This window comes from Streptomyces sp. CA-249302, from assembly GCF_050936785.1.
Lineage (GTDB): Bacteria > Actinomycetota > Actinomycetes > Streptomycetales > Streptomycetaceae > Streptomyces.
Genome location: NZ_JBNJMG010000001.1, coordinates 8313956 through 8328464, shown reverse-complemented (window position 1 = coordinate 8328464; position 14509 = coordinate 8313956). Strand labels below are relative to the sequence as shown.

General features: G+C 68.2%; 8 protein-coding genes. 2 read left to right on the top strand and 6 right to left on the bottom strand.

From position 1 onward, the window contains the following. Window positions 1-7: 7 nt before the first annotated feature. Window positions 8-943, bottom strand: coding sequence for a carbohydrate ABC transporter permease (locus ACQEWB_RS37685; RefSeq protein ID WP_432839205.1), 936 nt, complete (start codon window positions 941-943; stop codon window positions 8-10). A 67-nt stretch (window positions 944-1010) separates the two neighbouring features. Further along, window positions 1011-2456 carry an N-acetylglucosamine/diacetylchitobiose ABC transporter substrate-binding protein gene (gene ngcE / locus ACQEWB_RS37680; protein ID WP_432839203.1) on the bottom strand — a complete coding sequence of 482 codons (1446 nt, stop codon included), beginning with the start codon at window positions 2454-2456 and terminating at the stop codon, window positions 1011-1013. A 369-nt stretch (window positions 2457-2825) separates the two neighbouring features. Here ngcE and ACQEWB_RS37675 point away from each other — a divergent pair, with 369 nt between their 5' ends. Both ACQEWB_RS37675 and ACQEWB_RS37670 read left to right on the top strand, forming a co-directional pair. Continuing rightward, window positions 2826-6629, top strand: coding sequence for a GH92 family glycosyl hydrolase (locus tag ACQEWB_RS37675; RefSeq protein WP_432839201.1), 3804 nt, complete (start codon window positions 2826-2828; stop codon window positions 6627-6629). 20 nt (window positions 6630-6649) lie between these two features. Beyond that, on the top strand, window positions 6650-8611 hold the full coding sequence (locus tag ACQEWB_RS37670) for an alpha-glucuronidase (protein WP_432839199.1): 1962 nt from the start codon (window positions 6650-6652) through the stop codon (window positions 8609-8611). On the opposite strand, the gene ACQEWB_RS37665 is transcribed toward ACQEWB_RS37670, so the two are convergent. The 4 genes from ACQEWB_RS37665 to ACQEWB_RS37650 are packed head-to-tail and all read right to left on the bottom strand — an operon-like array spanning window position 8605 to window position 14478. Next, complete coding sequence (locus ACQEWB_RS37665; protein ID WP_432839197.1) at window positions 8605-10614, bottom strand: beta-galactosidase; 2010 nt, start codon at window positions 10612-10614, stop codon at window positions 8605-8607. The genes ACQEWB_RS37670 and ACQEWB_RS37665 overlap by 7 nt on opposite strands. Then, entirely contained in the window at window positions 10611-11291 is a 681-nt protein-coding gene (locus tag ACQEWB_RS37660; protein WP_432839195.1) for a hypothetical protein, read from the bottom strand. Before ACQEWB_RS37660 ends, ACQEWB_RS37665 begins: the two co-directional genes overlap by 4 nt. Further along, entirely contained in the window at window positions 11288-12826 is a 1539-nt protein-coding gene (locus ACQEWB_RS37655) for a GH39 family glycosyl hydrolase (RefSeq protein WP_432839193.1), read from the bottom strand. Before ACQEWB_RS37655 ends, ACQEWB_RS37660 begins: the two co-directional genes overlap by 4 nt. Next, window positions 12823-14478, bottom strand: coding sequence for an ABC transporter substrate-binding protein (locus ACQEWB_RS37650; protein WP_432839191.1), 1656 nt, complete (start codon window positions 14476-14478; stop codon window positions 12823-12825). Before ACQEWB_RS37650 ends, ACQEWB_RS37655 begins: the two co-directional genes overlap by 4 nt. Between the last annotated feature and the right edge of the window lie 31 nt (window positions 14479-14509).

The window sequence follows — 14509 nt, the reverse complement described above, 5'->3', positions numbered from 1 at the left end:
CTCCCGCTCAGAACTCGACGCGGTCGCGGCGGGTGGCACGCAGCATGACCACGGACAGGACCAGGGTGAGCAGCAGCATGACGACGCCCATGGCGCAGGCGTATCCGCTCTTGCCGAAGTACTGGAAGTTGCGCATCATCACCGTCGACATGACGTCGCTGTGATGGTCGGGGCCGCCGCCGTACGCGCCCATGCTCGCGGTCATCGAGGAGACCAGGACGAACATGTCCATCGCGACGATGCCCAGGTACACCCAGGCCGTCTGCACGGTGTCCCACAGCAGCGGCAGGGTGATGCGGAAGAAGGACTGGTTGCGGCCGGCGCCGTCGATGAGGGCGGCCTCGTAGATGTCCCTCGGGATGGACTGCATGGCGGCCGAGAACAGCACCAGGTAGAAGCCGACGCCGTGCCAGACCACGGCGGCCATCAGCGCCCACAGCACCATGTTCGGCTCGTTGAGCCATTCCACGGGATTGTTGGCGTCGACCAGGTGGAGTTTGATCAGGAAACCGTTGAGCAGACCGCCGCCGTCACTGCGGTACACCGCGTTGAACAACACCGCGACGATCGCCAGCGACAGCACCTGCGGAAAGAAGTAGATGATTTTGTAGAACTTCGAACCGGCGACGCCCTGCACTCCGCCGGCCTTGCTGCGCCCGCCCGCGTTCACCATGAACGCGAAGAACAGCGCGAGCAGGATGGTGATCACCGGGATGAAGATCAGGAACAGGATGTTGTGCCAGATGGCCTGCATGAAGACGTCGTCGTGGAAGAGCGCCTTGTAGTTGTCCAGGCCGACGAACTTGAAGGTCTGCGACTGTCCCTTCCAGTCGGTCAGCGAATAGCCGAACGTCTGGATGTACGGCCAGATCACGAAGATCAGATAGAGCGCCACGGGAACGAAGAGAAATCCCGCGACGAACCTGTACTGCCCTTTGCGCATTGGCGTTTCCTGCCCCTGGTGTCCTCCCCCGGGCCGGAGCGCTCCGGCCCGGGAATCGGCGTTGCGGTCAGTCCCGGTGGTTCTTCTTGGAGGCCGGGTCCTTGGCCTGCTTGTCGACCGCGGCCTGGCACCGCTTGAGCCATTCCTTCGGCTGGATGCGCTTGGACATCAGCTCGTTGGACGCGGCCTCGATGGCGGCACCCATCTCGCTGTACCACTCGGTGTAGAGGTAACGGAAGGTGTTGTCGCCGGCCGCCTTGGACGCCTCGACCGTGGACTGGGTGCCGGGCCGCAGCTTGACGCTCGCGTCGACGCCGTCCTTGAGGATGGTCAGGGAGTTGGCCTCCTTGGCGAAGAGCGTCGACCACTCCTTGGAGAGCATGCGCCGCATGAACTCCTTGGCCGCGGGCAGGTTCTTGGCCTTCGCCGGGATGATGAAGGGCTCACCGGAGCCGGCTCGGATCGCCTCGAAGGGCAGCTTGCTGTCCGGCAGCAGCGGCATCGGCATGAACTTCATGTCGAAGTCCGTCGGCGTCTGCTTGAGCTGCTCGTTCTCCAGCCAGGAGCCGCAGGTGATGAAGGCGGCCTTGTACTGGTTCCAGCGCGTCTGCGACTCGGTGTGGGTGAGGCCGTTGGTGCCGGGCATCAACAGGCCCTTCTCCACCACCTCGTAGATCGCCTCGACGCCCGCCTGCGCCGCGTCGGAGCCGACGAACGCCTTGGGGTCGAGGTTGTCGATCGCCTTCATGGCGTCCAGACCGCCGGTCTTGGCGATCAGGTCCATGATGGCGACGTTGATGTAGTACGGGTACTTGCCCTGGTGGGCGAGACCGCCGATGCCGTCCTTCTTCGCGGCCTGACAGACCTTGATGAAGTCGGCCCAGGTCTTCGGTTCCTCCCAGCCCTTCTCCTTGAAGAGCTTCCCGGAGTACCACAGGCCCCACACCGTGTAGATGTAGTTGAGGGCCACGATCTTGCCCTCCTGCGTGCCCGCGTCGAGGGTGCCGGGGATGATCATGTCCCGCACCTTCTTGCTCGGGTCGTCGACCGACGGCGCGTCGAGGACCGCGGCGAGGTCCAGCAGCTGGCCGTTCTTGTAGAGCACGTCGACCTTGATCTGCTGGGCGCCGGAGTCGTCCACGATGTCCGGCGGGTTGCCCGCGTTGAAGCGGGGCTGGAGCTTGCCGGTGATCTCCTGGGTGCCGGTATGGGTGGAGGTGATGCCGAGCTTCGTCTTGAAGTTCGCCTCCCACGCCTTGGCGTAGTCGTCGCCGTAACCGCCCTTGAAGACGACGACGTCGAGCTTGCCGTTCTTCTCGACGCCGAAGGGGTTGTCCTTGGAGGTCTTCCCCTGGTTGTTGTCTCCGGAGTTGTCGTCGCCGCCACCGCTGGCGCACGCCGACAGGAAGCTCATCGTGGGTACGGCGATCAGGCCGAGGGCGGCCGAACGCTTGATCAGATCTCGGCGGCCGACACCCGCGGTGCCGTCGTTCTCGGCGGAAGTGGATCCCATGCTCAAGTCCTCGCCTTCTCCAGGACTCAGGCGGTGAACCGGATCCTCCCCGGCACCGCGGTCAGGTCAAGCAGGGTCGTGCAGGAAGTGCGAATCATGCCGTACGGATCGTGTGAATCGCCGACAGGTATAGTCCACTTCCCGCCAACGGAGCAAGATCGAATGCAAGGTTGGTCGTTGGTCTTTTCCGAGTTGAGACCTCTCGGAAATATGAGCACCCTGTGTACCGCTTGCCGGAAAAATCCGCGACATAGGCCCCGAATGCCACACTCAACACCCTTGACATCACTGACCACTTGACCCACTACTGGTCCTTGCGCGTCAAAGTTGACAACGTTGTCCGGATGGGCGCAGGGAGGGTCTGGTCCTATGCGACACAGAGCTCGGCACAGATGGGGTCCGGCGGTCGTGCTCACGGCCGCCTTTGTCATGGCGGTGGGAACGCAGGGGGCCGCGGTCGCCCTGCCCGAGGCTGCGGCCAAGGCCGATCAGCAGTTCGCGTCCTCGTTCGAGTCGGGTGATCCGGCGCCGGACTGGCTCAACACCGTCGACACGGCGGCCGACGGCAGCAAGCGGGCCGCCGGCGTCGACGGCGGCTACAGCAGCGGCATCCCCGGCAATGTGAACGACCACATCACGGACCTCAGGGCGAGCAGCGAGAACACCGGCGGCGGCGAGGTGAAGGAGAACCTCGTCGACGGCGAGGCCGGCACCAAGTGGCTGACCTTCGAGCCGACCGGCTGGGTCGAGTTCGACCTCGACAAGCCCATGAAGATCGTGACCTACGCGATCACTTCCGCGAACGACTTCGACGAGCGCGACCCCAAGGACTGGACCCTCCAGGGCTCCACCGACGGCAAGGACTGGAAGACCGTCGACTCCCGCTCCGGTGAGACCTTCTCCGAGCGGTTCCAGACGAAGTCGTACGACCTCGCGGCTCCTGCCGAGTACCAGCACTTCCGGCTCGACGTGACGAAGAACAACGGCGCCTCGGACATCCTGCAGATCGCCGACGTGCAGTTCTCCACGGGCGGCAGCAGCGGGCCGATCCCGCAGGACATGCTCTCGCTGGTCGACCACGGCCCGAGCGGCTCGCCGACGGCGAAGGCGGCCGCCGGGTTCACCGGAAAGCGTGCCCTGCGTTACGCCGGCCGGCACACCGCCGACGGGCGGGCGTACTCGTACAACAAGGTCTTCGACGTGAACGTGGCCGTCGGCCGCGACACCCAGCTGTCGTACCGGATCTATCCCGGGATGGCGGACGGCGACCGCGACTACGACGCCACGAACGTCTCCGTCGACCTGGCCTTCACCGACGGCACCTATCTGAGCGACCTGGGCGCCACCGACCAGCACGGGTTCGGGATGTCGCCGCAGGAGCAGGGGGCCGCCAAGATCCTTTACGTCAACCAGTGGAACAACGTCCTCTCGCGGATCGGGTCCGTTGCGGCCGGGAAGACCGTCGACCGGATCCTGGTGGCGTACGACTCCGCGAAGGGCCCGGCGAAGTTCCGGGGCTGGCTGGACGACATCGCGATCAAGCGGGTGGCGCCGGAGCAGCCGAAGGCGCATCTGTCCGACTACGTGCTGACAACGCGCGGCACCAACTCCAGCGGCTCCTTCTCGCGCGGCAACAACTTCCCCGCGGCCGCCGTGCCGCACGGCTTCAACTTCTGGACGCCGGTCACGAACGCGGGCTCGCTGGACTGGCTGTACGAGTACGCGCGGGCCAACAACGACGACAACCTGCCGACGATCCAGGCGTTCAGCGCGAGTCACGAGCCGAGTCCGTGGATGGGCGACCGGCAGACCTTCCAGGTGATGCCGTCGGTCGCGTCCGGGACTCCGGACACCGGGCGGGAGGCGCGTGAGCTGGCCTTCCGGCACGAGAACGAGACCGCGCGGCCGTACTACTACGGGGTGAAGTTCGAGAACGGGCTGAAGGCCGAGATGGCGCCGACCGACCACGCGGCCTCGCTCCGGTTCACCTATCCCGGCGACGACGCGAGTGTCGTCTTCGACAACGTGACCGAGCAGGCGGGTCTGACGCTCGACAAGGAGAACGGGATCGTCACCGGCTACTCGGACGTGAAGTCCGGGCAGTCGGCCGGCGCCACCCGGCTCTTCGTGTACGGCGTCTTCGACAAGAAGGTGACCGACGGATCGTCGAGCGGGGTCAAGGGGTATCTGCGGTTCGACGCCGGCTCCGACCACACCGTCACCCTGCGGCTTGCGACCTCGCTCATCAGCGTCGACCAGGCCAAGGACAACCTCCGCCAGGAGATCCCGGACGGCACGTCCTTCGACACGGTGAAGAAGCAGGCCCAGCGCACCTGGGACAAGCTGCTCGGCAAGGTCGAGGTCGAGGGCGCCACGCCGGACCAGCTGACCACGCTGTACTCCAGCATGTACCGGCTGTACCTGTACCCCAACTCCGGCTTCGAGAAGGTCGGTTCGAAGTACCAGTACGCCTCCCCGTTCTCGCCGATGCCGGGTCCGGACACCCCGACCCACACCGGTGCGAAGATCGTCGACGGCAAGGTGTACGTCAACAACGGCTTCTGGGACACCTATCGGACCACCTGGCCGGCTTACTCCTTCCTGACGCCCTCTCAGGCGGGTGAGATGGTCGACGGGTTCGTGCAGCAGTACAAGGACGGCGGCTGGACCTCGCGCTGGTCCTCCCCCGGCTACGCGGACCTGATGACCGGCACCTCCTCGGACGTGGCCTTCGCGGACGCGTACGTGAAGGGCGTGAAGTTCGACGCGAAGGCGGCGTACGACGCGGCCGTGAAGAACGCGACCGTCGTGCCGCCGGCCTCCGGCGTGGGCCGCAAGGGCATGGCCACCTCACCCTTCCTCGGCTACACCACCACCTCCACCGGCGAGGGCTTCTCCTGGGCGATGGAGGGCTACGTCAACGACTACGGCATCGCCAAGATGGGCCAGGCCCTCTACAAGAAGACCGGCGAGAAGCGCTACAAGGAGGAGTCCGAGTACTTCCTCAACCGCGCCCAGGACTACGTGAACCTCTACGACTCCAAGGCCGGCTTCTTCCAGGGCAGGGACGACAAGGGCGACTGGCGCGTGGACTCCGCCAAGTACGACCCGCGCGTGTGGGGTTACGACTACACGGAGACCAACGGCTGGGGCTACGCCTTCACCGCCCCGCAGGACAGCCGGGGCCTCGCCAACCTCTACGGCGGCCGCAAGGCGCTCGGCGACAAGCTGGACGAGTACTTCTCGACTCCCGAGACGGCGTCCCCGGACCTGAAGGGCTCCTACTCCGGCGTCATCCACGAGATGACCGAAGCGCGGGACGTCCGGATGGGCATGTACGGACACTCCAACCAGGTCGCCCACCACGTCATCTACATGTACGACGCGGCCGGCGAGCCGTACAAGGCGCAGAAGAACGTCCGCGAGGTGCTCTCCCGCCTCTACAGCGGCAGCGACATCGGGCAGGGCTACCACGGCGACGAGGACAACGGCGAGCAGTCGGCCTGGTACCTCTTCTCCGCGCTCGGCTTCTACCCGCTGGTGATGGGCAGCGGTGAATACGCCATCGGCTCCCCGCTGTTCAAGAAGGTCACGGTCCACCTGGAGAACGGTCAGGACCTGGTCGTCCGCGCGCCGAAGAACAGCACGAAGAACGTGTACGTGCAGGGCCTGAAGGTCAACGGCCGTACCTGGACGTCGACTTCGCTGCCCGACTCGCTGCTGAAGAAGGGCGGCGTGCTCGACTTCGACATGGGCGCGAAGCCCTCCTCGTGGGGCACCGGGAAGAACGCGGCGCCGGTCTCCATCACCCAGGACGACAAGGTGCCGACGCCCCGGGCGGACGTGCTGAAGGGTGACGGTCCGCTGTTCGACAACACCTCGGCGACGGACGCGACGGTGACCTCCGTGGACCTGCCGGTGTCCGGTCCGGTCAAGGGCCTTCAGTACACGGTGACTTCGTCGAAGGACCACACGCAGGCGCCGACGGGCTGGACGCTCCAGGGCTCGGCCGACGGGACCACGTGGAAGACGCTGGACCAGCGGTCCGGCGAGTCCTTCGCCTGGGACAGGCAGACACGGGCGTTCTCCGTGGGGTCTCCGGGTACGTACGGGAAGTACCGTCTGGTCTTCACCGGCGAGGCGGTGGTGTCGGAGGTCGAACTGCTGGCCTGAGCAGCCGAGTTGGGGGTCCCATGCCACGTCCCGTGCCCGTCCTGCCCGAGGGTGTCGACCCGGCCTGGCTGCCGGTGCGGGCGTTCCGCCCGATCGGCACCCGGCGGACCCTGATCCGCGGATCGGGTCCACTGGTTGAGACGGTGCACGGGGAAGTGGCCGAGGCCTGCGCACGGTTCGGGGGCCGCGTCGAACGTGACGCGGCCCCCGGGCCGTTCGACCTGGTACTGGAGCTGACCGGCTCCGGCGACGACTCGTCGGAGGCATTCGGGTACGAGCGCGGTCGCGGGTGTACGACGGTGACGGCGACCGGGGCACGGGGGTTGCTGTACGGCTTCTTCCACGTCGTACGGCTCGGGGAGGCCGCGTTCGTCGGCGAGGCCCAACAAGCTCTGCATGAACCGGCGTTGGCCCTGCGCATGCTGGATCACTGGGACAACGTGGCGGTGCATCCGGTCATGGGACAGGTGGAGCGGGGTTACGCGGGCGGTTCGCTGTTCTGGGCGGCCGGACGGGCCCGCGGGGAGCTGGAACGGGTGCGGGCGTACGGCAGGCTGCTCGCGGCCTGCGGGATCAACGCCGTGGCCGTCAACAACGTCAACGTGCACGAGGTCGAGGCGCGCCTGCTGACGGACCGGATCGGTGAAGTGGCGGATATCGCGGGGGCGTTGAGGCCGTACGGGATCCGGACGCATCTGTCGGTCACCTTCGCCGCGCCGATCGTGCTGGGTGGGCTGGAGACGGCCGATCCGCTGGACGGGCGGGTGCGGGAGTGGTGGGCCGGGGCGGTCGCGCGCGTCCACGAGGCGATACCGGACTTCGGCGGGTTCGTGGTGAAGGCCGACTCGGAGGGGCAGCCGGGGCCGTTCGCGTACGGGCGCACGCATGCGGACGGGGCGAACATGCTGGCCGCGGCACTGGAGCCGTACGGGGGCACGGTCCACTGGCGGGCCTTCGTCTACGACCACCGGCAGGACTGGCGGGACCGGACGACCGACCGGGCGCGGGCCGCGTACGACCACTTCGTGCCGCTGGACGGGGAGTTCGCCGCGAACGCGGTGCTTCAGGTGAAGCACGGGCCGATGGACTTCCAGGTGCGGGAGCCGGTGTCGCCGTTGATCAGTGCTATGTCACATACCACTCTCGCGGTGGAGCTCCAGGCGACGCAGGAGTACACCGGGCAGCAGCGGCACGTGTGCTGGCTGGGGCCGATGTGGAGCGAGGTGCTGCGGTTCCTCGGGGACCAGGAGGGCCCGGCCTTCGAGGAGTTGGTGGCCGTGTCCAATGTCGGCGACGACCCCTTCTGGACGGGCCATCCGCTGGCCCAGGCCAACCTCTACACCTTCGGGCGGCTCGCCTGGCAGCCGGACGCCGATCCGGGCGGGATCCTCGACGAGTGGATCCGGCTCAGCTTCGGCACGGGGCCCGCGGCGGGGCTGCACGCGGTGCTGGACGGTTCGTGGCGGACGTATGAGAAGTACACCGCGCCACTCGGGGTCGGGTTCATGGTGCAGCCGGGGCACCACTACGGGCCCAGCGTGGACGGGTACGAGTACAGCCCCTGGGGGACTTATCACTTCGCCGACCGGGACGGCGTCGGGGTGGACCGGAGTGTGGCGAGCGGGACCGGATACGCGGGGCAGTACGCGAAGGCGTGGGCCGAGGTGTACGAGTCGGCGGAGAGCTGCCCGGACGAGCTGCTGCTGTTCTTCCACCATGTGCCGTACGGGCATGTGCTGAAGAGCGGTAGGACCGTGATCCAGCACATCTACGACACGCACTTCGAAGGTGTGGCGGAGGCGGAGGCGGCCGCGCGGGTGTGGGAGTCGCTGGCGGGGCTGGTGACGCCGGCGCGCCACGCGCGGGTTGCGGAGCTCTTCGAGGAGCAGCTCCGGAGTGCCCGCGAGTGGCGCGATCAGATCAACAGCTACTTCCTGCGGAAGTCCGGGGTGCCGGACGCCGAAGGGCGTGTCATCTACTGAACCCGCAGGACGGCCACGCCGAGCGGGTCGAGGGTGAGCGGGTCGCCCTGCTCGACCCGCTTGCCCGTCAGGAGATCCGTGGCGGTGGTGTGGGCCGTCAACCGGGCTGGTTCCGGAGCATGGTTGAGGAGGAAGAGGAGCCGGGTGCCGTCGGGGGCGATTCGGGTCGCGGTCTCGACGGACGGCTGGTCGGCGTACGGGCCGAGCAGGTCGTGGCGGGTGAGGATGCGGCGGATGATCTCGTCGACGCCGGGCTGGTCGACGGCGGTGGCGACGTACCAGGCCTCTCCCTCGCCGAAGGAGTGCCGAGTGACCGCTGGAGTCCCCGCGTAGAAGTCCTCGCCGTATGTGGCGACCGGTTCGGCGCCGCGTGGGAGCACGATCTCGAAGACGAGCCGTGCCTGGGTGGAGAGTTCGGGGACGGTCTGGGTGAACTCCGGTGCGCGGGCGTCCCATTCGTCGATCCGGACGCCCATGAGCGGTGCGAGCGGGCCGGGGACGTCGGTGAGGAAGGCGCGGTCGTGTTCGTCGGCCCGGCCGGAGAGGAAGGTCGTCAGGACGGTGCCGCCCCGGGCGGCGACGGCTTCGAGGCGGGTCGCGAGGTCGCCCTTGACCAGGTGCAGGACGGGGGCGAGTACGACGTCGTACGGGGTGAGGTCGGCGGTCTGCGGGATCACGTCCACGTCGGCGCCGGACTCGCGGGCGGCGCGGTAGTAGGCGTGGACGACGTCCAGGTACTTGACCAGCCGGGACGGGCCGTCGGAGATCTCCAACGCCCACCAGCTGTCCCAGTCGAAGAGCAGCGCGGTACGGGCGGGGGTGCGGGCGCCGAGGGTCGCGTCGCCGAGCGAGGCCAACTCCCCTCCCAGGTCGGCGACTTCGCGGAAGACGCGGGTGTCGTCCCGGCCCGCGTGGCCGATGACCGCGCCGTGGTACTTCTCGCAGGCGCCGCGGGATGCGCGCATCTGGAAGTACAGGGCCGCGTCGGCGCCGTGGGCGATGGCCTGGAAAGTGGCGAGGCGCAACTCCCCCGGTCTGCGCAGGGGGTTGACGTCACGGCAGGCCGTCGTCGACGGCGTCTGTTCCATCAGCCAGAAAGGGGCGCCGTCCTTCAGTCCTCTCATCAGGTCGTGGGCCAGGGCCGGCCAGGTCGGCGGGGCGTCGAGGGGCGGGTAGCTGTCCCAGGAGGCGAAGTCGAGGTGGGGCGCCCAGCGGTGGTAGTCGAGGGGGCGAAACATGCCCATGAAGTTGGTGGTGACGGGCGTGTCCGGGTCGTACCGCCGGATCGCCTCCTTCTCGGCGAGGAAGCAGCCGAGCAGTGCGTCGGTGGTGAAGCGGAAGTAGTCGAGGGTGAGGCCCTGGAAGGCGGTGTGGTCGGGGCCGCGCCAGTGTTCGGTGAGGGCGTTCGGGGGCTCGACCTGGTCCCAGTCGGTGTAGCGGTGCGACCAGAAGGCCGTCCACCAGGCGTCGTTGAGGGCGTCGAGGGTGACGTACTTCTGGCGCAGCCAGTCCCGGAACGCCTCGGCGCACAGCTCGCAGTAACAGGCGCCTCCGTACTCGTTGTTGATGTGCCAGGCGAGCAACGCCGGGTGCTGCGCGTACCGTTCGGCGACGCGTGCGGCCAGCGCGGTGGCGAGGCGGCGGTACTCGGGTGAGCTGGGGCAGAAGTTGTGGCGCTGGCCGTAGCGGTGCCGGCGGCCCTCGAAGTCGGTGCGGTTGACCTCGGGGTACTTCTTGGCGAGCCAGGGCGGGAGGGCGGCGGTGCCGGTGGCGAGGCAGACGCGCCGGTTCTCGGCGGCGGCGCGGTCGAGGACGCGGTCGAGGACGGTGAAGTCGTAGACATCCTCGGCGGGTTGGGTGAGGGCCCAGGAGAAGACGCCGACGGTGAGGGTGTCGATGCCGGCCCGGGTGAACAGCCGGTGGTCCTCGTCCCAGACCTCCTCCGGCCACTGCTCGGGGTTGTAGTCGCCGCCGTACGGGATCTTGGGGGTCCGCGGGGTCATGCGGTGAAGTCCTCCTGGGTCTCGGCGATCACCGGACGGCTGCCGTGCAGCAGGGAGAGCAGCATCGGGGCGGCCAGCAGGGCGGGCAGGGCCTCGGTGCGCAGGGCGGTGAGGCCGGCGGTCAGCACGAGCAGCGAGGCCGCGGCGAGGGTGGCCCTGCCGTGCCGGAAGAGGAAGTACGCGGCGAGGCGGGCGGTGTCGCGGGCGCGGAAGGTGAAGAGGGAGGTCAGGACGAGCGCGTGGGCGCCCCAGAGGAGGGAGGCGAGGCCGATGGCCGCCAGCAGCCACGCCCACCAGCCGGGCAGGCCGGTCGCGGAGAAGTGGGTGAGTGTGAAGCCGATGATGGTGAGCCAGGCGAGCAGGGGCACCCAAATCCTGAGGACGGCAAGGGCGTTGAGGCGCCAGCCGCGGGCGTACGTGCGGGCCGGGTGGAGGTCGGTGAGGTCGCCGGTGCGGTGGTGGAGGGCGTAGAGCGCGGCGGAGAGGGCCGGGCCGACGGGGAGCAGGCATACGGCGGCCAGAGGAAGGTTGGACGGGTCGGGGCCCAGGAGGAGCAGGGCGAGCAGGCCGGGCGACGCGGCGGCGAGGAGCAGGGCCTCCACAGTGAGGAGGGTGTGGATGAGGGCGGCGGCCCGGGAGAGGGGGCCGACCCCGAAGCCGACGGTCGGTGTGCTCATGCCGGCCGCCCTCCCAACAGCCGCCGCTCGTCCGCCCATTCGGGCGCCTCCTCCCGCACCGGGCCGACTTCGACGAGCGTCACCTCGTGCCTGGCCAGCGTCAGGTCCAACCCCACCCGCCCGTCCTCCACCGGCAGGCGCTCATGCCGTCGGCCCGGTTCCGCCGCCTCATGGAGTACGTCGAGCTGGTGCGGGCGTGGGGAGCGCGGGCTGCCCATCCGTTGCCAGGCCGTACGCGCGTTGCCGTGCTCCTCGTCGACCGTCGACCGGCGTACGAAGGCCTCTCCCGCGCGCATCGGCACGGACAGCCGTACCACGTGCCGGTCCGGGCCGGGTGTCGCGCCGCTCGGGTCGACCGGAGCCCAGGCCAGCACGGTCACCCGGCCGTCGGGGTGCCGTGTCACCAGGTGGTCGTCGCCGCGCGTCAGCAGCTCCTCCCCCATCCGGGCCATGAACGCGTACAGGTGGTACGTCGGTTTCCTGACCTGCCGGTGGGTGAGCAGCCCGAAGCCGCCGTGGAAGAGCGCGGTCGGCACGCCCTCCTCCTCGAACATGTCGCTGAAGGTCCAGTAGGAGAAGGAGTCGGCGTGATCGCCGCCGGCGGCCAGCACCGGTGCGAGGTAGGCGGCGTGGAAAGCCGTGTCGTGGATGGGGTTGTCGGGGCGGTAGGAGGAGTTGAACTCCGTTATGTGGACCGGGAGTTCGGCCAGAGGAGTGCCCTTGAGGCGCTCGCGTGGCGTCGCGAACTGGGTCAGCAGGTCCGCCGCCGGGGCCAGCCTCTGGTGGACGCCGAAGGGGACGTGCTGGGCCGGGCCCGAGCTGTAGGCGTGCTTGGACACGAAGTCCACCGGCACGTCACGCCGGTCGGCGAACTCGGCGAAGCGGTCCAGCCACTCGTCCGCGCCGGGCGAGATCGCCGGCCCGCCGACCTCCAGCTCCGCGTCCACCTCCTTGACGGCGTGCGCGGTCACCTCGTAGAGCCGGTGGTACGCCTGTTCGTCCGCGTGCTGCCAGAAGTCGGGGAGGTTGGGCTCGTTCCAGACCTCGATCGGCCAGGTGCGCACCTCGTCGAGGCCGTAGCGGTCGACGAGATGGGACACGGTGGCGCGCACCAGCTCGGCCCACTCCTTGTGCGAGCGGGGCGGTGTGACGTTGCCGCGCCACCAGAACACGGTCCGGTCGCCCGACGCCAACTCGACCGGCATGAAGCCGAGTTCGAGGAAGGGGCGGATGCCGAGCTCCAGGTAGGCGTCGATCACCTGGTCGACGTAGGTGAAGGAGTGCCGGACCCGGCGTCCGCCCTGCCACTCGTACGGCCGGTACACGCCCATGCCGTCGCTCAGCAGCCCGTGCCCCCGGATGTACCGGAAGCCGATGTCCCGTTGGAGCAGGGCGAGGGAGTCCTGGTAGTCGCGGCGCAGGGCGAGTTCGACGCGGCCGGTGCCGACGCAGTGGCGCCAGGCGTCGGAGAAGCGGGCCCCGCCCTCCGCGCGGCCCCCGCCCTCCGCGCGGCCCCCGGTCTCCGCGCGGCTCACCCGTTCTCCTTCTTGAAGCGCTCGTAGGCCTTGTTGTGCAGGTCGACGAGCTGCTGCATGTTCTTCGCCTTCAACTCGGCGACGTGCTGGTCCCATTCGGACATCGGGCGCTTGCCGAGGACGAACTGGAGGGTGTTCTGGATGGCCGCGTCCTTCAGCGGGGTGTCCCAGAGGGTGGCCCGCTCCTGCTCGGAGGACTGGAGGGGGTGGGCCGGGTCGACGGGGAGCTCCTTGCGCTGGGACATGACGTCCTGGAACTTCTTCTCGTCCGGGCTGAAGTTGGAGGAGACCAGCTCCCAGCTTCCGCCGTAGGTGAAGACGCCGTTGAAGAAGCCGTAGTCCTTCTGGAGGTCCTTCGGGGCGTCGGGGTCGGAGCCCATGAGCGAGATCCCGGGCCGCAGTGTGTACTTGCCGCCGGACTCGGTGTAAGTGACGCCCTCCACACCCCACTTGCAGAACTTCTGGCCCTCGTCCGAGTACCAGAGCCAGTCCACGAACTGCATCATCGCGACGAAGTCGGAGCTCTTCAGCGCCTTGCTGGAGATCATGACGCCGTTCTCCAGGCGGATACCGCTGAGCAGCACCGGGCCCGCCGGGCCGAGCGGGACCGGGACCATCTCGATGGTCGCGCCCTTGACCTGCTTGCTCAGGTTGTAGCGGTAGTTCTGCACCAGCTCCTGCGGGTTGGCGCTGATGACGTACGACTTCTCGGCGAGCAGCTTCTGCACGGCCTGGTCGTCCTGCTGGGTGAAGCTCTCCGGGTCGAGGAGCTTCTCGGCGACGAGTCCGCGCAGGTACTCGACCATCTGCCGGTAGGCGTCCTGGGTGGCGGTGAAGACGAACTTCTCCGCCTGGGTGTCGAAGCTGAGGTTGTCGTACGCCCAGCCGGCCCGGACGCCGTATGCCTGGCCGAGGTACTGGAACAACGCCCCGCACGGGAAGGGGGTGTTGGTGCTCCAGCGGTCGGTCCAGGGGTACTTGCCGGGATACTCCTGCTTGAGCGCCCTCAGGACGTCGGTCACCTCGTCCCAGGTGGTCGGCAGGGTCAGCCCGTGCTTGTCGAGGACGTCCGTGCGGAAGGACAGCGAGTAGCCGGACCTGGGCTTCTCGTGCAGGCCGGGGAGCAGGTAGTACTTGCCGTCGGACTGGCGGATGGAGTCCAGCTCGGGATCGAGCTTCCATCTCCTCACCTTGTCCCGGAAGTTGGGCATCAGGTGCACGTACTCGCTGACCGGGAGGATCGCGCCCGAGGAGACGAAGGCGACCTCGGAGGGGTGGTACGTCTTGGGGATCAGGAAGGGGGCGTCGCCCGCGCCGATGAGGACGCTGCGCTTCTTCTCGTAGTCGGCGAGGGGTACGTCGATCGGCTTGATGGTCACGCCGGTGCGCTTGGTGACCTCCTTCCAGAACAGCCACCCGGTCTTGAGGGGGTAGACCGGGTTGTCGTTGTGGAGCATGGAGAAGGACAGCGCCTTGGAGGCCTTGAACTGCTGTCCGGCGCGGTACTCCTTCATCGCGCCGTCCTGCTTCTTGGTGAGGTCCTTGCCGTCCCCTCCGTCACCGCCGCTGCCGCAGCCGGTGAGGGCGGCGAGGCCGATGAAGCCGGCGGCCGCCAGGATCTGACGCCGTGACAGCTCTCCTGCGTTCTTCACGGGAACTCCCTTGTTCCGTAGGCGAGTTGCT

Bases quoted from the DNA above. Each gene is read 5' to 3' on its own strand.
- ACQEWB_RS37685 (WP_432839205.1), bottom strand. From the start codon at position 943: ATGCGCAAAGGGCAGTACAGGTTCGTCGCGGGATTTCTCTTCGTTCCC.
- ngcE (WP_432839203.1), bottom strand. From the start codon at position 2,456: ATGGGATCCACTTCCGCCGAGAACGACGGCACCGCGGGTGTCGGCCGC.
- ACQEWB_RS37675 (WP_432839201.1), top strand. From the start codon at position 2,826: ATGCGACACAGAGCTCGGCACAGATGGGGTCCGGCGGTCGTGCTCACG.
- ACQEWB_RS37670 (WP_432839199.1), top strand. From the start codon at position 6,650: ATGCCACGTCCCGTGCCCGTCCTGCCCGAGGGTGTCGACCCGGCCTGG.
- ACQEWB_RS37665 (WP_432839197.1), bottom strand. From the start codon at position 10,614: ATGACCCCGCGGACCCCCAAGATCCCGTACGGCGGCGACTACAACCCC.
- ACQEWB_RS37660 (WP_432839195.1), bottom strand. From the start codon at position 11,291: ATGAGCACACCGACCGTCGGCTTCGGGGTCGGCCCCCTCTCCCGGGCC.